This window comes from Corynebacterium sp. ACRPE (genome assembly GCF_022347435.1).
Classification (GTDB): Bacteria; Actinomycetota; Actinomycetes; order Mycobacteriales; family Mycobacteriaceae; genus Corynebacterium; species Corynebacterium tuberculostearicum_D.
Map to the genome: position 1 here is coordinate 70,748 of NZ_JAKRNA010000007.1, position 19,450 is coordinate 90,197.

The 19,450-nt window shown below is 58.4% G+C and carries 15 protein-coding genes; 5 read left to right on the forward strand and 10 right to left on the reverse strand.

The features are described 5' to 3' along the window. Positions 1-17: 17 nt before the first annotated feature. The gene (locus MHY13_RS05335; RefSeq protein WP_239281947.1) at positions 18-800 is read right to left on the reverse strand and encodes a DeoR/GlpR family DNA-binding transcription regulator; all 783 of its coding nucleotides are present in this window, start codon (positions 798-800) and stop codon (positions 18-20) included. Between the two features lie 360 nt (positions 801-1,160). After that, positions 1,161-1,865 carry a transcriptional repressor LexA gene (gene lexA / locus MHY13_RS05340; RefSeq protein ID WP_239281949.1) on the reverse strand — a complete coding sequence of 235 codons (705 nt, stop codon included), beginning with the start codon at positions 1,863-1,865 and terminating at the stop codon, positions 1,161-1,163. Between the two features lie 726 nt (positions 1,866-2,591). Here lexA and nrdR point away from each other — a divergent pair. Further along, positions 2,592-3,050 (forward strand): transcriptional regulator NrdR, encoded by a 459-nt coding sequence (nrdR, locus tag MHY13_RS05345; protein ID WP_005328590.1) that lies wholly within the window; start codon positions 2,592-2,594, stop codon positions 3,048-3,050. Here the strand turns inward: nrdR and hrpA are convergent. After that, positions 3,047-6,934: an ATP-dependent RNA helicase HrpA gene (gene hrpA / locus MHY13_RS05350; protein WP_239281957.1), complete on the reverse strand. Its 3,888-nt coding sequence runs from the start codon at positions 6,932-6,934 to the stop codon at positions 3,047-3,049. The two genes, nrdR and hrpA, sit on opposite strands and share 4 nt — an antisense overlap. 106 nt (positions 6,935-7,040) lie before the next feature. Here hrpA and MHY13_RS05355 point away from each other — a divergent pair, with 106 nt between their 5' ends. After that, positions 7,041-7,949 (forward strand): hypothetical protein, encoded by a 909-nt coding sequence (locus MHY13_RS05355; protein ID WP_204608705.1) that lies wholly within the window; start codon positions 7,041-7,043, stop codon positions 7,947-7,949. 89 nt (positions 7,950-8,038) lie between these two features. Here the strand turns inward: MHY13_RS05355 and MHY13_RS05360 are convergent, their stop codons facing one another. After that, positions 8,039-8,983: a hydrogen peroxide-inducible genes activator gene (locus tag MHY13_RS05360; RefSeq protein WP_005328587.1), complete on the reverse strand. Its 945-nt coding sequence runs from the start codon at positions 8,981-8,983 to the stop codon at positions 8,039-8,041. Positions 8,984-9,143: 160 nt separating this feature from the next. On the opposite strand from MHY13_RS05360, the gene MHY13_RS05365 reads away from it, so the two are divergent. Both MHY13_RS05365 and MHY13_RS05370 read left to right on the forward strand, forming a co-directional pair. Further along, on the forward strand, positions 9,144-9,737 hold the full coding sequence (locus MHY13_RS05365; RefSeq protein ID WP_005328586.1) for a peroxiredoxin: 594 nt from the start codon (positions 9,144-9,146) through the stop codon (positions 9,735-9,737). Positions 9,738-9,834: 97 nt separating this feature from the next. Next, on the forward strand, positions 9,835-10,359 hold the full coding sequence (locus tag MHY13_RS05370) for a carboxymuconolactone decarboxylase family protein (RefSeq protein WP_204608707.1): 525 nt from the start codon (positions 9,835-9,837) through the stop codon (positions 10,357-10,359). A gap of 89 nt (positions 10,360-10,448) precedes the next feature. On the opposite strand, the gene MHY13_RS05375 is transcribed toward MHY13_RS05370, so the two are convergent. Further along, entirely contained in the window at positions 10,449-12,992 is a 2,544-nt protein-coding gene (locus MHY13_RS05375) for an RNA helicase (protein ID WP_239236656.1), read from the reverse strand. Between the two features lie 34 nt (positions 12,993-13,026). Beyond that, on the reverse strand, positions 13,027-14,091 hold the full coding sequence (locus MHY13_RS05380; RefSeq protein WP_239228315.1) for a PAC2 family protein: 1,065 nt from the start codon (positions 14,089-14,091) through the stop codon (positions 13,027-13,029). Positions 14,092-14,333: 242 nt separating this feature from the next. Between MHY13_RS05380 and MHY13_RS05385 the strand changes: the two genes are divergently transcribed. Continuing rightward, entirely contained in the window at positions 14,334-15,419 is a 1,086-nt protein-coding gene (locus MHY13_RS05385; protein WP_239281959.1) for a DUF4192 domain-containing protein, read from the forward strand. A gap of 12 nt (positions 15,420-15,431) precedes the next feature. Here MHY13_RS05385 and galE read toward each other — a convergent pair whose 3' ends face one another. From galE to MHY13_RS05405, 4 genes are all read right to left on the reverse strand, one after another. Further along, entirely contained in the window at positions 15,432-16,418 is a 987-nt protein-coding gene (gene galE, locus MHY13_RS05390) for a UDP-glucose 4-epimerase GalE (protein ID WP_239281961.1), read from the reverse strand. Beyond that, the gene (locus MHY13_RS05395) at positions 16,415-17,098 is read right to left on the reverse strand and encodes a metal-dependent transcriptional regulator (protein ID WP_150850347.1); all 684 of its coding nucleotides are present in this window, start codon (positions 17,096-17,098) and stop codon (positions 16,415-16,417) included. The genes galE and MHY13_RS05395 overlap by 4 nt, the downstream gene beginning before the upstream one ends. A 222-nt stretch (positions 17,099-17,320) precedes the next feature. Further along, on the reverse strand, positions 17,321-18,334 hold the full coding sequence (locus MHY13_RS05400) for a sigma-70 family RNA polymerase sigma factor (RefSeq protein ID WP_005325073.1): 1,014 nt from the start codon (positions 18,332-18,334) through the stop codon (positions 17,321-17,323). 182 nt (positions 18,335-18,516) lie between these two features. Next, entirely contained in the window at positions 18,517-19,296 is a 780-nt protein-coding gene (locus tag MHY13_RS05405) for a transcriptional regulator (RefSeq protein WP_239194030.1), read from the reverse strand. Positions 19,297-19,450 lie beyond the last annotated feature (154 nt).

Below are 19,450 nucleotides of genomic sequence, written 5' to 3' on the forward strand. Positions count from 1 at the left end.
GGCGAAGGATCGGGGGACTATTCGCTGGCGAGCACGACCTCAATCTCGCGTTCGCGCAGCGCCTCCACGAAGGAATCGGGGGCAGCGGCGTCAGTGATGACGACGTCGATATCGGCGGCAGAGGCGAAACTTACCAAGTAATCATTGCCCAGCTTGCTGGAGTCACACATGACCACAACCTTGTGGGCATTGGTGACGAAAGCGGATTTGATGGCTGCCTCTTGGGAGTCGGCCGTCGACAAGCCATGATCCAGGGTTAGGGCATTGGTACCGATAAATGCGACGTCGGCACGCATCAGCGCTAGGGTGCGCAGTGCGGTATCGCCAACGACGGCCTGGGTAATCGCGCGAACCGTACCGCCAAGTAGCTGGACGTCTGGAACGCCATTGCCCGCTAGCGACAAAGCAATGGGCAAGCTATTGGAGACAATATTGAACTGCGCCTGCGGGTATTGCTGTCCAATGAGCTCCGCGAACGCGTTAATAGTGGTGCCTGCGTCCAAGAATATGCTGCCGCCGCCGTGGGGGAGAAAGTCAAGGGCCGCGCGGGCGATGGCCGCTTTCGCGCCGGAGGCTGACCGCTGGCGGGTATCCAGTGTGAGCTCCGCGGTCTGGAAAGATTGAGAGGCTACTGCGCCGCCGTGCACGCGATGAACAACGCCCTCACGGTCAAGCACCGCAAGGTCGCGGCGAATGGTTTCGGCCGTGACTTCGAAGCGCTCTGAGAGCTCAGTGACGTTGACGCGGCCTTCAACGGCGGTGAGAGAAGCAATTTGGCGACGCCGCTCTTCTGCGTACATGATTCCTCCTTGAATCTAGAGACATCGCATCATGGGGTGGGGGTAAACATTGCCACGTTCTGCGGAAGTAAAAATCCGGCGATGTTGTTTTGCTTAGTCCATTGTCTCAAAAATCGGGAATAAACGGACTGAAGCAAAAATTTGCACAGCTGCGTCCGATATCAAGCACCCTGAAATACCTGGTTATCGGCCAAAGTGGGAAAGTGGGATTTTCGTCTCTATAGGTGTCCGGGTCCGAAATAGAGCGAAAATGGGGGTGGCTGGGACGCAGGCCGCGTCAAAGAGGCGTGCACATAGATAGACCCCGCAAGGGCCAATCGAGGACCTCGCGGGGCTATAGAATCAGTGTTAGGCAGGTGACTAAAGCTTACGGAATACCGATACAACCTTGCCCATGATCTTCGCATCATCGCCGTTGATGGGAGCGTAGGCATCATTGTGGGGGAGCAGCCATACGCCAGAGGAATCGCGGTGGAATTCCTTAACGGTAGCTTCAGCACCATCGAGCAGCGCTGCAACGAACTCGCCTTCTTCTGCAACTGACTGGGAGCGAATGATTACCCAGTCGCCATCAAGAATGCCGGCATCCTGCATCGAGTCGCCGACCACTTGCAGCATATAAAGGTCGCCGCCACCGACTACCTCATCGGGCATCGGAAAGTAAGTGTCTACGTTTTCTTCCGCGGTAATGGGCGCACCCGCTGCGATTCGGCCAACCACAGGAATGTAGGAAACCGCACCTGCCTCTGCGGGAACCTGCTGTTCGGGCTTAGCCGGTTTGCGGCCCGGCTTCTTGGCGCCATCGTCGGTATTTAGGTGTCGAACATCTACGGCTCGTGGCTTATTTGGGTCACGACGCAAGAAGCCCTTTTCTTCCAATTGCTTTAGCTGGTAGGCAACAGAGGAGGTGGACTGCAGGCCTGCTGCGTCACCAATTTCGCGGATGCTTGGTGGGTAACCACGCAGCATGACGGCGTCACTAATGACGTTGAGAATTCGTCTCTGGCGATCAGACAGGGAAGCGTAGTCGGTCTTCTCGGCGGTCTTCTTTGGCTTGCGGCCCATTGCTGGCTCCTAGGGGATTGGGTGGATCTATCGGTGGTCTATTAGCTGGCGGCGTTGAAAAAGGCCTCACGTCATTTGTAGCACGAAAAGTACAGATGTTCGAGATTTGGACGTCGGGGTGGACAAGCATTCGAAGCGATGCTATAAATCGAACGTACCAACTAAATCGAACATTGTGGCGACTGGTTGCCAGTGCGTGTCGTTCGGGGCGCCTACGGTGTGTTCAGTCGTCGAAAGGAAATTCATGTCTCTGCTGATCAATTCTCGCAATAACCTGGTAACTCGCAACGCTGCCGAACCTGTAGTGGTGCCTTCTGCGTCCGTGTGGGATGTGGAGCGTGGCTACGGTTCTGCGGCCCGCGGTACTACAAACTCTCGGTATGTTCGAACTCTACGTGTGGAAGATCGCACGACCTATCGTTCGAACCGTGCGTCGGTCGGAGGCTCTGGGAACAGATCGAATAGGGTCCGAAACAGTGTGGGTGAGTCGAACACAGGTAACTACGCATTGGGCGCAGTGTTTGGTGTCGCGGTCTTTGTGGGCACATTGCTAGGGGGACTAGCGGGTGCTGAAGGAGATAGTGCCCCTCAACCCCCGGCTTCTGGCGTGCAGCAAGTTGAGGCTGCAGTAGCGCACTAGGGGATACAGCGGGGTGAAGCCCGGTGGCCGCACGGAATTGAAGATGAGTAAACTACTGGCGTACCAACGTCAGTGAAAGGACCACTGTGTATTGCCCCTTTTGTCATAATGAGCAATCCCGCGTCATTGACTCGCGTGTGGTCGATGCTGGAGCGTCGATTCGTCGCCGGCGCGAGTGCGCTTCGTGCAAGGGGCGCTTTACCACGGTTGAAAAGGCCGTGCTGCTTGTCGTGAAGAGAAACGGTCTGGCCGAGCCCTTCAGTAGAGATAAATTGATCCGCGGTGTCCGGCGTGCCTGCCAGGGGCGAGACGTAAGCGACGATGCCCTGAAGAAGCTGGCGCAAGAAGTTGAGGAGACGGTGCGCAGTCATGGCTCCTCGCAGGTCAACGCGAACGAGATTGGTTTGGCCATCCTAGAGCCACTGCGTGACCTTGATGAAGTGGCTTATCTGCGCTTCGCCTCCGTGTATAAATCCTTTGAAAGCGCAGATGACTTTGAATCCGAGATTCGGCTGATGCGAAGGCGCGATCGCGAGGACTTTTAGCGCAGTTTGTCCACCGCCTTTTGGATACGGCGGAGTGAAACGGCATGGGCTGTGCCAAGGCGCTGAGCAAAAAGGGAAACTCGAAGTTCCTCTATCATCCAGCGTACGTCCTTGACCTCGCGGGTCTTTTCGCGGCCGGCTGGGAGGCTGCGCAGGCGATTGGATAGGTAGGCCTTGGCGTTATCTACCTCGGCTTGGCGGTCTGCATCGCGGTCCGGGTCAAGGTTCATGTCCTCTAGACGAATGCGCATGGCTTGGATATATCGCGGTAGATGACGCAGATGGGACATTCCTTGGACAGTGATGGCGTTTCGGGGAAGGAGGAAATCCAGTTGTGCGCGCATGTCATCGATTGCTGGACCGTCCCAATGAGCGAGTTCCGCTCGCAAGTTGGAGTACTCGGCGAGTCCTGGGGCAATAGCTACCACTGCCTGGCGTACGCGTCCTGGGACCTGAGGTTTGACGGTGTCTTTAAGCTTCTGGAACGCCGCAGGGGTGCGGACGGGCCCGCCGGCTTCGAGCATCAGGTCGCGGATCGCGGCGACGCGGGCGTCATTGACAAGGCCGTCGGCGCCGCCGTGCGGATAGGAATCGACGGCGACGCGTTGTTGCAGCGGCAGGCCCTTGACCATTTGTGGAGCATTGACGGATATCTCACGCATGAGGAGCGTAAGTGTGGTCGTGACCATGGCGGCATCTGCGGCAGCCTTGGTGGGATGCACCTTGAGCTCAACGCCGTCCTTTGTGGCGACTAGGGCGGGGTAGGCGGTGACTTCGTGGCCGTCGACGGTGGTCTTGACCGTGTCATCGATCTTGCCAAGGGTATCGTCGGTCCACTCGCTGACGGCGGTGGATTCTGAAGTGCGCGAGACGCGAGATACGGAGGACTTGATGTGTCCGGCCTGACGCCGCACGAGCGCCGCGAGGTCGCGGTCAGAGTCGACGACTTTGCCGCGCTTATCGATGGCCCCGTAGTTCATCCGCAGGTGGGCGGGTAGCTTGCTGGCCTGGAAGTCGGTGGCGTTGATGCCTTGGCCGCCGAGTTCGCGGAGGACGTCGGCAAGCTGCTGGGTGATGGTGCCTTCATAAGGGATGAGGCGGTCGATGGCGCGCTCGGCAAATTCGGGCGCGGGTACGACGGTGCGGCGCAGGGCCTTAGGCAGGCTGCGGATGAGCTCGGTGACGAGCTCGAGGCGTAGACCCGGAACGAGCCAATCGAAGCCTTCGGTATCCAAGCCGGCGAGCATAGGAATGGGAACCATTACGGTGACGCCGTCGAGAGGATCGCCGGGCTCGAACTTGTAGGTCAGTTCGTAATCGATAGAGCCCTTACGCCAGTGGTCGGGGAAGGATTCCTCGGTGACCTCGTGGGAGTCATCGATGAGCTTAGCGGGATCGAAATCCAGCAGATCCGGGGTGCGGCGGCGCTCCTTTTTCCACCACGAGTCAAAGTGGCGGCCGGTGGTTACCTTTGCCGGAATGCGCTGGTCATAGAAATCGAAGAGCGTGTCTTCGTCCACAATGAGTCCGCGGCGGCGGGCCTTTTCTTCGTATGCGGCGGCGTCGTCAAGCGCTTGGGCGTTGGCCTTGAAGAAGGCGTGGTGGGTGTTCCAGTCGCCGGCGATAAGGGCGTTGCGGATGAACATATCGCGGGCAGCGGCGGGATCGACGTGGTGGTAGGGCACGGTGCGGTCGGCCACGATGGGCACGCCGTAGAGCGTGGATTTTTGGTGCGCGATGGCGGCGGCGCGCTTGCGAGACCAGGTGGGCTCGGAGTAGTTGTGCTTGAGCAGGTCCCCACCGAGCTTTTCCACCCAGGCGGGATCGATGGCCGCGACATCGCGCGCCCAAAGGCGGGAAGTTTCCACCAGCTCGGCAGCCATGAGGAACTCGGGAGGCTTTTTAGCCAGGGCAGAGCCGGGGAATACCAGGAAGCGGGTGTTGCGCGCGCCCTGGAACTCCTTGGAATTGCCGTCGCGGGCGCCGATATTGGATAGCAGGCCCGAAAGGAGGGACATGTGGATGTCATCGGAGCGGCGCTCTGTCCCTTCCTGGTAGGTCCAGCCCAGCTGCTTGGCGACGTCCTTGAGCTGGCGCACCAAGTCAAACCACTCGCGGATGCGTATGTAGTGGAGGAATTCCTGCTTCATGCGCTTGCGGAACCTATTGCCGGATTGCTCGTTGCGGGTTTGCTTGATGTAATCCCACAGCTTGAGCATGGACAAGAAATCCGAGGTCTTGTCCTTGAAGCGGGCGTGGGCTTGGTCGGCCTGGGCTTGGAAGTCGAGGGGACGCTCGCGCACATCTTGGATGGTCATGGCGGCAACGATGACCATGACATCATCGAGGCATCCGTTGGCATTGGCTTCAATGAGCATGCGAGCCATGCGCGGATCCAGTGGGATGCGGGCAAGATCGCGGCCGATGGTGGTGAGCGAGGGCTTGTCCTGCTTGTCGTGGAGGGCACCGAGCTCGTGCAGGAGGGTGAGACCATCGCGAATGGCCTTGTGCTCGGGCGGTTGGATGAAGGGGAATTGTTCGATATCACCGAGCTTGAGCGAAACCATTTGCAGGATGACACTCGCGAGGTTGGTGCGCAGGATTTCCGGGTCGGTGAACTCGGGACGGCTTTCAAAATCCTGTTCGCTGTAGAGGCGGATGGCGATGCCGTCGGCAACGCGGCCGCAACGGCCGGAGCGCTGGTTGGCGGAGGCCTGCGAGATAGGCTCGATAGGCAGGCGCTGGACTTTGGTGCGCGTGGAATATCGCGAGATACGGGCGGTGCCGGTATCAACCACATAGCGGATGCCGGGCACAGTAAGCGAGGTTTCTGCAATATTCGTGGCCAGCACGATGCGGCGGCCACGGTGTTCGCTGAAAACGCGATGCTGTTCTTGATTAGATAAGCGGCCAAAGAGGGGAGTGACCTCGACGTTTTTCCACTTCTTGCCTTCGATGGCCTCCATGGCATCGCGGATATCTCGCTCACCAGGGAAGAAGCAGAGGATATCGCCGTCGCCTTCACGCATGAGCTCTTCGATGGACTCGGTCAAGCCGTCGAGCGGATCTTGGTCCACTACTTTTCCGCCGGCCTCGAACTCGAGTGGCCGGTAGCGGATTTCTACGGGGTAAGTGCGTCCGGAGACCTCGATAATGGGGGCGGGGTTGCCGTCGGCGTCGGCAAAGTGGGCGGCGAAGCTTTCTGGGTCGATGGTTGCGGAGGTGATGATCACCTTGAGGTCTGGGCGCTTGGGCAATAGGCGCTTCAAGTAGCCCAAGAGGAAGTCGATATTGAGCGAGCGTTCGTGGGCCTCATCGATGATGATGGTGTCGTACTTATTGAGGAAGCGGTCGCGCTGCATCTCGGCGAGAAGGATGCCGTCGGTCATCAGCTTGACGGCCGTGGTCTCAGAGACGCGGTCATCGAAGCGAATGGCGTAGCCGACGGACTCGCCGATTTTCTGGTCCAATTCCGCGGCGATGCGCTCTGCAACGGTGCGCGCTGCAATACGGCGCGGCTGGGTATGGCCGATGAACCCGCGCCGGCCGCGGCCCAGCTCGAGGCAGATTTTCGGGATCTGGGTGGTCTTACCAGAACCGGTCTCACCAGCGATGATAACGACCTGATTGTCCCGAATTGCCTCGGCGATATCGTCCTTGCGGGCGGTGACGGGGAGGGCGTCGGGGTAGGAGATGGTGGGAACGGCGGCGTCGGTAAGCGCGACGCGCTCGGCCGCGGCATGGATTTCAGCGCCGATTTCTTGCAGCGCTTTAGGGGCGCGAGCCTTCTTGAGACGGCGGCGGAAGGAGCGGGCCTCGGCCAAAGTGACATTTTCGAGTGCGGCGAAGAGCTCGTCGCGAGAAGGGGATTCGTTCTTAGTCATGACTAGGCAACGAGTTTACCCGTCCACCTGAAATGAGGAAAAAGTTGTTAAAGTGAAAATACTCATCCATTTTTCTATGTGCATTCCTGAAGGAGGAGCACCGCCTATGACGAACCCGTATTCGGGTGGAAATGACGATTTTCCTCGCTATGAGCCGACCAACCATCCCGAGGATCGGCCGGACTACGGTCAGCTTCCATCGTATGGTGGCAGCCACGAGGGCAATGCCCAAGGCTACGCCGGCTACCAGGCGGGCGAGCCTCAGCACACCGGAAAGGTTTCGGCCATAGATGCCGTTTCTTGGGCTTTTCGGACTGTCTTTGGCAATTGGAAGCTGTGGATTCTAGGAGCACTAGCGCTTTTTGTTCTAAGTATCGTTTTTGTAGCCATTGCTGGCGGCATTAATGCCGCGAGCTACTCCGGCTCGGGTGAGCCAACCGCGGGTTCTTGGGTTTCTCAGCTCATTTCGACTGTCCTAAGCCTTGTATTGTCGCTGGTAATTATGCGCCTAGCGCTTTTCCAGATCGATGACGCCCGCACCGGTTGGGGTTACCTTTTTAAGAACGTGCGTTGGTGGCAGCCGCTGGTCATCATGCTTGTCATCGGGGCGGTGGCGAGCCTCATTGCATTCGCTGCAGTAGGTGGAACTGTCTATGGGTTGCTTAACGACGCCGAGAATATGACGGAGGACGAAGCAGTTGCGGCAGTATTAAGCGTCATGGGCATCATCGGCGTGATTTCGCTGATTAGCTTCTTTATCCAACCATTCTTCTCGCTGATGCAATGGTTCGCGGCCGATGGCGATAGCGTTGGGGATGCCGTGAAGAAGGGCTTTCAGGCAGGTAAGAACAACTACGGCCAAATGTTGCTACTGGCAATTTTGAACTTTTTCATCATCGTGGCCGGTTTCTTGCTTTTGGGCATCGGCCTCATCGTGGCGTATCCGGTTACTCTCTTGGCACAGGCGCATATGTTCCGCCAGTGCGCGGGCCGCAACACCTTCCCACAGGTCTAGCGCACCATAGTTAAAGGCCACCGCTCCAATTAGGGGCGGTGGCCTTTGGCGTGCTTGGCGACGCCCCCGTGTGGGGCCGCCGGGTGAGACTACTGCCGGGAGCGCTCAATCGCCTTGTTATAGGCGGAGGTGATGAGTGTGCCGAATTCGCGGAATTCCTCGGCGCGGGCGGCGGAGGAACGGAACACGAGGCCCACCTCGCGTTCGGCGGTGACATCGGAGGCAAAGTGGGCGATGGCGACGTCCTTGCCGTGGCATTCGGTGGCTAGGGCGGACTCGGGGACGAGGGTGCAGCCCAGTCCGCCCATGACCAGCTGCATGATGGTGGTCAGGGAGGAGGCGCGGGTGACGGAATTGGTGGCCTCGGCTGGGTTGATATTGGCATGGCGACAGAGGTCGACTACTTGGTCGCGCAAGCAGTGGCCGTCGTCAAGCAGCAGCAAATCCAGGTCCTTGAGTTCCGCAAGCTCGACATCCTCGCGGCCGGCGATGGGGTGATCCGGCGGGCAGACAATGGAGAATTTCTCCGTGTACAGAGGGCTATCGACCATGCCGGTGGCCTCGGATGGAAGGGCCATGATGGCAAGATCCAAGTTGCCATTGCGCAGGCGAGTGATGAGGTGCTGGGTTTGCTCCTCGACGAAGCGTGGCTCGAGGTCCGGGTAGGCCTCTGCAAGCATGGAGAGCAGATCGGGAAGGATGTAGGGGGCAATGGTGGGGATAACGCCGATGGTCAGTGGGCCGGCAAGGGTGCCGTTGGCGCCGCGGGCATGGGCGAGGAAGGTATCGGCGGCCTCAAGAGTGGCCTTGGCATAGGGGAGGAGGGTCTCACCGGCCGAGGTGACGATGACCTTGCGGGTAGAGCGCTCGATGAGCTGCAAACCCAAGCCCTGTTCGAGAGCAACGAGGCCCTGGGAGAGGGAGGGCTGGGAAATTTCGAGTTTGGCGGCTGCGGTACCAAAGTGCTTGTTTTCCGCCACGGTGACAAAGGTACGCAGCTGAGCAAGTGTAGGGCGATACTCTTTATTATGCATGCCTATCACTCTAACACTTACCTATAGGATTTGCTATTGACGCGAGCGGAAAAGATGGTATAACTGATCGTGTTGGGCCGGACACGGTCCGGCCCCGCTGCTTGTACACAAAGCGGCAGGAAACTTAGAGGAAAAGCCTTTGCTAAAGGAGTTGAAGACTATGCCTATTTTGACCGTCGGCGAAAAGTTCCCAGAGTTCAACCTCACCGCCCTGACCGGTGGCGACCTGCACGATGTCAACGCTAACCAGCCGGAGGACTACTTCGAGCAGGTATCCCTGGACAAGTACGAGGGCAAGTGGAAGGTCGTCTTCTTCTACCCGAAGGACTTCACCTTCGTTTGCCCGACTGAGATCGCTGCCTTTGGCAAGCTGGACGAGGAATTCCAGGACCGCGATACCCAGATCCTCGGTGGCTCCACCGATAACGAGTTCGCTCACTTCAACTGGCGCGCAACCCACCCGGATCTGAAGGAAGTTCCTTTCCCGATGTTCTCCGACGTGCGCCACGACCTCATTCGTGCGCTGGGCGTAGAAAACGCCGATGGCGTTGCTGACCGCGCCACCTTCATCATCGACCCGGATGGCGTTATCCAGTTCGTATCCGTCACCCCGGATGCTGTCGGCCGTAACGTAGACGAGGTTCTGCGCGTGCTCGACGCCCTGCAGTCCGAAGAGGTCTGCGCTTGCAACTGGGAGAAGAACGACCCAACCAAGAACATCAACAAGATGGACGTCGTTCAGTCCGCACTCTAAATCTCACTGAGATGCAGGTTTACCCCGCTTTCGTGGCGGGGTTTCCTTTTAAATCCAGCACAGCAAATTCCTATCAAAACCTCAAAGGAGAAAAGCTATGTCTATTGATAATCTGAAGTCTTCCCTGCCGGAGTACGCCAAGGACCAGAAGCTCAACCTGGGCACCCTGACCCGTTCCAAGGACCTGGACGAGGAGCAGCTCTGGGGCTGCCTGCTGGCATCGGCCGCCGCAACCCGCAATGACACCGTGCTGTCTGAGATTGCGGAGGAAGCAAAGGAGCACCTGTCTGAGGAAGCTATCGAGGCAGCCTACGGCGCAGCCACCGTGATGGCTATGAACAATGTTGCCTACCGCGCCAAGGGCTGGTTGGGCGATGACTACGCACAGGTGAAGTTCGGCCTGCGCATGAACATCATCTCCAAGCCAGGCGTAGACAAGGCCAACTTCGAGCTGTGGAATACCGCAGTCTCCGCCATCAATGGCTGCGAGCACTGCCTGGGTGCCCACGCTCACGAGCTCAACGAGGCTGGCCTGAGCAAGGAGCAGGTCTGGGAGGCCGTCAAGGTTGCGGCCGTTGTCCAGGCTGTGGCACAGGCTGTCCAGATCGAGGCCGCACGCTAAAATAGCCGGCCTTTAGCCGCCCTCGCGCTTGCCGACGCCCTCCTTATTCCGGGGCGCGGCAACCAGGGCGGCTTTGTCGTTTTCGCTGGCTAGTACTCCACGCGCAGGTCCGACAGTCGGACTTCGCCGGCTTCATCGGAGGCATCGAGATCCACCGTAGCGACGAACTGGTAGGCGTGGTCGCCGACTGGGTCCTTAATGATCTGACGCACGGACCACAAACGCGAGTCAGTATCGCCCAGGCGGAAGTACTCGGGACCGCGGGCCTCGGGGCCGGAATCGATATCGTCATATTCATCGAAATAGTCATCCAAGATAGCGCCGAAGTCCGGTACCTCGTCTAGATAATCAAGTAGCTCCGCCAGGCGGTCTTCTTTTTCTAGCGCGAAAAGCTGCACCAGACGGAACATGTAATTGCGCACCATAATGGTAAAGGCGCGGCGATTGGCCGTGAGCGCGGTGGGGTCCTCCACGCCAAAGGCCAGCTCGCGATCCACCGTGTCTTGGTCGATGGGGGAGTCTTCGCCGGCCATTTGCGCCCATTCGTCGACAAGCGAGGAATCTACCTGGCGGATAAGCTCACCTAGCCAGATAACGATGTCTTCGAGTTCTGGCGTGTTGTACTCGTCCGGAATGGACTGCTTGAGGGTGCGCCAGGCGTCGGTCAGGTAGCGCAAAATCACGCCCTCGGAGCGGGCCAAGCCGTACGTTGCGACCAAATCCGAGAAGGTCATCGCGTTCTCGAGCATGTCGCGCACCACGGACTTAGGCCGCAGCTCAAACTCCCTAACCCACGCATTGGTCTCAGCAAAAGTATCGTAGGCCTGCTCCAGTAGCTCCTCGAGCGGCTTCGGCCAGGTGATGTCTTCTACGATATTCATGCGGTCGGTGTAGTCCACCCCGTCCGCCTTTAGCGCGGCGATCTCTTCGCCGCGGCGCTGCTTCTGCTGGGCAATGAGCACCTGGCGCGGGTCATCTAGGATGGCCTCGAACACGGAAATGACGTCCAGGTTATAGGTCTCTGCCTCCGGATCCAGCAGCGAGAGCGCCGCCAGCGCGAATGGGCCCAGCGGTTGATTGAGCGCAAAGTCACGCGGCAGCTCTCGCACCAAATGGTAGGGGCGACCGTAGATATCCAATCCCTTGGTGGATTTTTGTACCACGCCAGAATCCACTAGCCCGCGGAAGAGATCAAGTGCCGTGAGGATGTCTTTATTCTGCTTGCTGCGATTATCGTGGTTGTCTCGCAGCAGGTGGCGCATGTGGTCATAGCCATTGCCGTGGCGTGCCAAGACGTTGAGCAGCATGGAATTAGAAACGCGGAACTGAGAGGTAAGCTGTTCCGGTTCAGCCTCTGTAAGGCGCGCGAAGGTCTTCTCGGACCAGGACACTTCGCCTTCGCGGGCGGATTTCTTCTTCAGCTTCTTCAAGCGCTTGGGGTCGTCGCCGATGCGGCGGCGTTCCTTGGCATTTTCGATTTCGTGCTCGGGGGCCTCGACCACCACAGTGCCCTCGGTGTCATAGCCGGCTCGGCCGGCGCGGCCGGCAATCTGGTGGAATTCGCGCGATTTGAGGATGCGTTGGCGCTGGCCGTCGAACTTGGCAAGGCCAGTCATCAGCACGGTGCGGATGGGCACGTTAATGCCCACACCCAGGGTATCGGTGCCGCAAATGACCTTAAGCAGGCCCTTTTGCGCCAGGCGCTCTACTAAACGGCGGTATTTGGGCAGCATTCCCGCGTGGTGGATGCCGATGCCCTTGCGCAAGAGCTTGGACAGATCTTTGCCAAAGGCAGTGGTGAAGCGGAACCCACCTATTTCTTGAGCAATCGCTTCCTTTTCTTCCTTGGTAATGATCCCCGAAAGTGAGGTGAGCGCCTGGGCGCGCTCGGCCGCTTCACGCTGCGAGAAGTGCACCACGTAGATGGGTGCCTTCTTATCGGCCAAGAGCTCCTCGATGGTCTCGTGCACCGCGCTAAAGACATAGGAGAAATCCAGCGGGACAGGCCGCGTGGTGCCGGCGACGAGGTTGGTGGCGCGGCCAGTGCGGCGGGTGAGATCATCTTCTAGCCACTGAGTATCGCCCAAAGTGGCGGACATGAGCAGGAACTGCGCCTTGGACAACTCCAGCAGCGGCACCTGCCAGGCCCAACCGCGATCCGGCTCGGAGTAGTAGTGGAACTCGTCCATCACTACTTGGTCGATATTGGCCTCGGCGCCATCGCGCAGCGCAATATTGGCCACAATCTCGGCGGTGGCGGCGATGATGGGGGCACTGCCATTAACGGTGGCGTCGCCAGTCATCATGCCCACATTTTCGGCGCCGAAGATATCGCACAGGGCAAAGAACTTCTCGCTCACAAGGGCCTTAATCGGCGCAGTATAGAAGCTGCGCTGGCCACGAGCTAGGGCGATGAAGTGTGCAGCATTAGCCACCATGGACTTTCCCGAGCCTGTAGGGGTAGCGAGGATAACATTATCGCCGGCCAAAATACCGAGCGAGGCTTCTTCTTGCGCTGGGTACAAATTGATACCCCGGCCGGTGGTCCACGAGGTAAAGGTATCCCAAATTGCCTCGTCTACGAGGGACTCGGGTACTTCCGTTAAATCTGGCAGCAGCTGAGATAAGTTCACCCCCACCACCTTAGCGGCGATGGGGGCGGGTTAGTTAGATATCGTCACCTAAGTCGCCCTCGCCCGAAGCAGAATCAGTGCCATCCTTGCCATCATCGGACTGCGGGCCTTCCTCTTCGGCGGAATCTTCGCGGTCATCGATCTCGGTATTGATGATCTGCTGGCTTTCTTCTTCATCCAAGGAAGCCAAAAATGCCTGGAACTCCTCGCTGATTTCCTCACCGGTAGGCATGGGCTCCTCGCCGGGCATGATTGCCTGCGGATGCTCCTTGCGGTAGCGCTCCATATAAGCGTCATACTGCTGCTCGAGTTGTTGGACTACGCCTTCGATCTCATCCGAGCCACCAACTTGCTCCTCCAGCTGGTTTTCCACGCGAGAAATATCGGCCTCAATGCTGCCTAAAGGAATATTGAGGCGCGCCGCCCGCGCCACCGAATCCAGCAACTGGAACGTGGCCTGCGGATAAGGCGAAGCTGCCAGATAATGCGGCACGTGGACGGTATATCCAGCCACGGTGCGGTGCTTATCCGCCAGAGCCTTTTCCAGATACAGTGCGGCGGAGCCCGGCACCATCATGGTGGAATCCATCGAGAGCATGTGCTCGGTCAAGCGGGAGGAGGTGCCATGGGCCGTAACCACCGTGGGGCGGGTATGCGGCACCGGCATCGGCGCGGCATAGAGCATGATGGTGTCTTCGATATTGAACTTTTCCACCAGCTTCACCACGGCGGTAGTAAACGCCTCCCAGCGCATGTCTGGTTCAGGGCCAGACAGCAGTAGGAAGGTCTTGCCGGAATTATCGCGCAGGACCTTAATACCAAGATCCATGGACTCGATTTCCAGCGCCCGATCCTTATCAATCGTTATGGCCGGGCGGCGCGAGCGGTAATCAATCAGCTCATCAGAGTTAAACGACGCCAGCTGGCGGCCTTCCAATGCGGCCTTCAAATGGTCAGCACTTGCCTCAATAGCCTGACCAGCGTCAGCATAGCCGTGCATGGCAACAATCATGGTGGGGCCTTGTCCGTCACCGGAATCATCCCTAATCACCGGAGCCGGATATTCCAGCTCATACATGCGGCGATCTTCTTCGTGCATGTTGTGTTACCTCCTTGCATTCTTACCTACCCCAACGCCGCGCGCGTGCTTACTATTCCCGCGCGCACTGCGAGGTTAAATAAACAATTGTGCCCCAAACCGCTGCGCATTGCCAGCGCAATCCCGGGCGGGGTGTGGAAAGCCGCTTGCCGACGCCCCCTTCACCCCACCTATCCACAGATCCCCACCACCTAGCCCCTGGTGGCCTATGCAGAGTTGCGCGCGAGGTTGAAGCTGGGGTCATGGACATCACAACACCAACTCAGCCCATCCGTACACCCGGCGATATCCTCGCCAATATTCCAGGAATCCTCGGATTCTTTCCCACTGAATCAGTCATCCTCATCTCCATCCAACCCAGCCAACGCGGACACAGCATCGGACCAGTAGCCCGCCTCGATCTGCACGATGTGCCTGGTGCCCTGCACGAGGTGATGGAAGCGTTTCACTGCGGAAACCCCGAAATCATTTTCTGCTTCGTGCTCTCCCAGCGCAAGGAAGGAGAGCTCTGGGATATTCTGCAGTCTCTTTACCGTTTCCAAGACCGGACAGGTATGGGCATCGATGCCTGCTGGCTGGCCGAAGAATTATCCACCGATACCGCCTATGACCTCATCTTTGGCCACGCCACAGAAAGCGGCGAGGGCCCGCTGCAGAACTGGATGGAAGGAACCATACCCGCCATCTCGACGAGCCACACGATGCGCGCTTGCGTGAATAACGGCATGCTGCCGGAACTTAGCCGCCATGACATGGTGCAGCGCTTTAAGGACCCGAACCCATACTTTGGGGATGAAGAGATTAGGGCCATGGAGCGATGCGCCGAAGAGATTGCCCGCCAATTGCGCGCCGGGCACGGGTACGGCACCACAGATCCAGTGCAGGTGGTCAAACACCTCATCGCCGATGTGCGCTATGTGCTCAGCGAGGTCGAATCGCTGGAGGAAACCCTAGAAAATGAAGAATTGTTGTGTGTGGCAGCCATGTGGATGTCTACCACCTGGACCCGCGACCTAGTCATTACGGAGCTTGTCTCCGCGCCGCAGGAAGCAGGTGACCTGTTATTGGCGGTAGCCCGTACATTCCAGGGGTCTATTCGCTACAACGCCCTAGCTTTGTATGCTGCTAGCCAGGTGTCTCACGAATTCGGAATTTATGCCGGTCCGGCGCTGGCAGTAGTAGTAGAAGAGGCGCCCCATCACAATTTGGGGCGCCTCATAGCGCAGGGGTATCGCAGCGGTATGGGAAAGCGGTTGGTCTCCAGCCTATGCCATGGTTGCGAGCTAGCCCGCGAAGCGGCGGGGCTCCGCGTTGACAGCCCCGCCTAACACGCGCGGCGTCTAGGACCGCTTTGCGGAATGTGCTTTATCGCCGAGCTGTCGGGTGAAGTTCCACGCGTCGGTGACGATGGTTTCCAGGTCCGTACGGGTGGGATTCCACCCGAGTTCCCGCTGAATCTTCTCAGAGGAAGCGATGAGCGTAGCTGGGTCGCCCGCGCGGCGCGGGGCCACCTCAGCCGGAATGTCGTGGCCGGTGACCTTGCGGCACATCTCGATGACCTGCTTGACGGAGTACCCATCGCCAGAACCCAGGTTGTAAATGCGGTGCTTGCCAGATTCATTGGACTCAAGGGCAAGCACGTGGGCGTCGGCTAGATCGCGGATATGGATGTAGTCACGCACTGGGGTGCCGTCTGCGGTATCCCAGTCATCACCGAACATGAAAATCTTATCCCGGTGGCCCAAAGCAACTTGCAACACGATGGGGATGAGGTGGGTTTCTACCTCGCGGTTCTCGCCAATATTTCCGTAGGCGCCAGCCACGTTGAAATAGCGCAGTGAGGTAGCGCCCAGGCCGTAGGCGTGGGCAAAGGACGTGATCATGTAGTCGATGGCCAGCTTTGTCGCACCATACGGATTGGTGGGCTGGGTTGGCATGTCTTCCGTAATCGGGACCTGGTCGGGCTCACCGTAAGTTGCAGCGGTGGAGGAAAAGACGAGGTTTGTGACGTCGTTATCCCGCATGGCCTCAAGCAGCATCAGGGTAGTAACTACGTTGTGCTGCCAGTACTCATCTGGTTTTTCGACGGATTCGCCCACCAAGGAGCGCGCAGCGAAGTGAATGACGCCTTCGAAGCCACCTTCGCCTAGGACATCGGCAGCCTTGTCCGCGACGTCGCCCTCGATGACGCGGGCGGCTTCCGGAACGGCCTCACGGTTGCCAGTGGAGAAATTATCGATGATGGTTACGTCATGGCCTTGTTCGACCAATACTGCGGCGCAGACACTGCCCACATAGCCGGCGCCACCGGTGACAAGAAGCTTCATGGTTGTACCTCCACGCGCACTGCGTGCGCCAAATCGTCGGAAAGCACGACGCTGCCACCTTCCGGTGTCGACAGTGTGATCGTGCCGCTGTTATTGACCACAGATACCTTGGCGCCCACACGAATGCCGGCATCGGTGAGCTCCTGGAAGGTGCCATCATCAACCTGCAGGATTTCATTGACCTGGATGACGGTCGCGGAGACCTGCTCGCCATTGGGGAGATCGACCGCCCGGGTGCCCTGGTCCGGCTGCGGAACATCGAAGCCAAGTGCAGACAGTGCCGGAATAGGATTGCCAAAGGGGGACCGCGTCGGGTCATCGAGAACGGCGACCATGCGCTTTTCCACCTCTTCACTCATGACGTGCTCCCACCGGCAGGCCTCGTCGTGGACCTTGGCAATGTCGAGCCCCAGGACGTCGGTAAGCAAACGCTCTGCCAAACGGTGCTTGCGCATGACTGCGGTTGCTAGGTCGCGGCCCTTGTCCGTGAGATCCAAACTGCGGTCGGTGCGCACGTGCAAAAGGCCATCGCGCTCCATGCGGGCCACAGTCTGAGAAACCGTAGGTCCGGACTGCTCCAAACGCTCCGCAATGCGGGCGCGCAGGGGAGTAATGCCTTCTTCCTCTAGCTCGTAGATGGTCCGCAGATACATCTCCGTTGTATCAACTAGGTCCCTCACGTGGGCATACCTTTCTGTGTGAATACAGTTACGCGGCTATAGTCCCGTCCAAGAACGGGAAAGCGCTTTCTAGACTCTGCAGTCCAGATTAGCCTACCCAAGGCTTGGCTCGCCGCTAGGAACCAAGCCGATGCCTTATCCACGCCAAACCCCGAGCCCATGGCGGTACGTTGCCAAATGGGCCCGGGGATAGGATGTGCTGCCGAATGCAGTAGGCGTGGATTACAAAGCGTACTCGCGCAGGCGATCGGCGCGGTTTCCATCGCGCAGCTTTGCCATGACTTCGCGCTCAATCTGGCGTACACGCTCGCGTGAAAGGCCGAAGCGGCGGCCTATCTGATCCAAGGTGCGCGGAACACCATCATCGAGGCCATAACGCAGGCGGATGACGTCCTGCTCGCGCTTCTCTAAGGTGTCAATCACACCGCGGATATCGGAGTGGCGCATAGATGCGACGACCGCAGTTTCAGCATCGGTAGCTTCTGCATCTTCAATGAAGTCGCCCAAAGGAGCTTCTTCATCGGTACCTACCGGCATATCGAGAGAGACCGGATCGCGTGACTGGCGCAGCAGCATTTCAATCTTGTTCTCATCAATACCGGATTCTTCCGAAAGCTCCTCGTTGGTAGCTTCGCGGCCCAATGATTGATACATCTCGCGCTTAATACGAGAAAGCTTGTTAACCTGCTCAACCAAGTGGACTGGGAGGCGAATGGTGCGGGACTGGTCAGCCATGCCGCGGGTAATCGCCTGACGAATCCACCAAGTGGCGTAAGTGGAGAACTTGAATCCCTTGGCGTAATCGAACTTCTCCATTGCGCGGATAAGGCCTAGGTTGCCCTCCTGGATGAGATCCAGCAGTGGCATACCGCGGCCGGTGTAGCGCTTGGCCAGCGAGACAACTAGGCGCAGGTTGGCTTCGAGCAGGTGGGAGCGTGCCTTCTTGCCTTCGCGGGCGAGGATCTTTAGGTCGCGCTTTTCGGCACGGGTGAGCTTTTCTGCGTTATTGAGCTTGTACTCCGCGTACAGTCCAACCTCGATGGCCTGAGCGAGTTCTACCTCATCTTCCGCGCTGAGCAGTGCGGTCTTGCCGATGCCGTTGAGATAGACGCGGACGAGGTCGGCAGAAGGATTATCGTTGGTTTGGTTGCGGCGAGATCCGCGGTCTACTTCCTGTTCTTCATCAGTAGTGGCACTTGAAGTGCCCTTGGCGGTGGTGGCAGATGTCTTCGTCATAGTGAAGCCTCCTGAAATTGTCGCCGGTTTCACACAGTACAACGGAGTCTTTAGCGATTTAGTTCCCAGTGCAGAGAGAATTAGTAAAAACAGTTGGTCCCCGTGGTACAACTCCACCTTTTCGGGGGAGAGGTACCACGGGGAACGGTTACGAGCTGCGAATAGCTTGGTATGTGGAACTACTATCCGCGCACCTGGACGAGGTAGCGGTAGATAGTCGGTTCAGATACGCCTAGGCGCGTCGCTGCCGCGGCAATTCCGCCTTTAAGAAGGAAGAATCCTGCATCCTCAAGGTCAGAGACCACTTCGAGTCGCTCCTCGCGCTGCATGCGAGGTACTGGCGTGCTCTGGTTAGAAATTGCGGAATTCAACATGGAATCTAGAAGGTTCTCTACGTTGGAACGCAAAGACTCGCTGACTTCTTCCTTCTCTGGCTCCTCTTCCGCAGCCTCGTCTTCTGGAGCCGGGTCTGGTACCGCGACGGGTCGCTGCGGCTGCTCTTCCGTGCCGGGATAGCCGCCGAAGGCCTTCGACTTATCAAATGCGGGATCATCGGCGTTGCCGATAAGTGCGGCGGCAGTATCGCGAATGTGTACCAACTCGGAGACGTCAACATTGATGCACAGCATGCCGCGCATATGGCCAGAGTCGTCTCGGATGAAATAACTAGAAGAGCGGCAAATTTTGCCTTCCGCATTGACGGCGCGGTAGCCGGTCATCATGGGGATTGCTGCGGCATCGCCTTGTTTCATAAACCACAGAGCGAAGTCGGTCACGGGCCCGCCTAGCTGCCGGCCAGAGATGTGGCCGTTGGCGATGGCCATGATGGATTTATCGGGGACGTCGAGATCGTGCAGCACGATTTCGGTGTTGGGGCCCATTGCCTTACCGAGGAATTCGACGAGGGGAATGTACTGCTCGAGGAAGTTTTCTTCGGAGGCACTGCCGCTAGGGAAATTCATTAGCTGAAGCATGTTCTTTAATTCCTGTCAGGTTATAGAGAAGATATCACACGGAAGCGAGTAGGCGGAGGGGGGGAACTAGCGCCAAGAAGGCCGGGTGAACACAAGCGGCTTAGCGCTGTGCTCACCCGGCTCATCGCTTCTCTACAGGGTG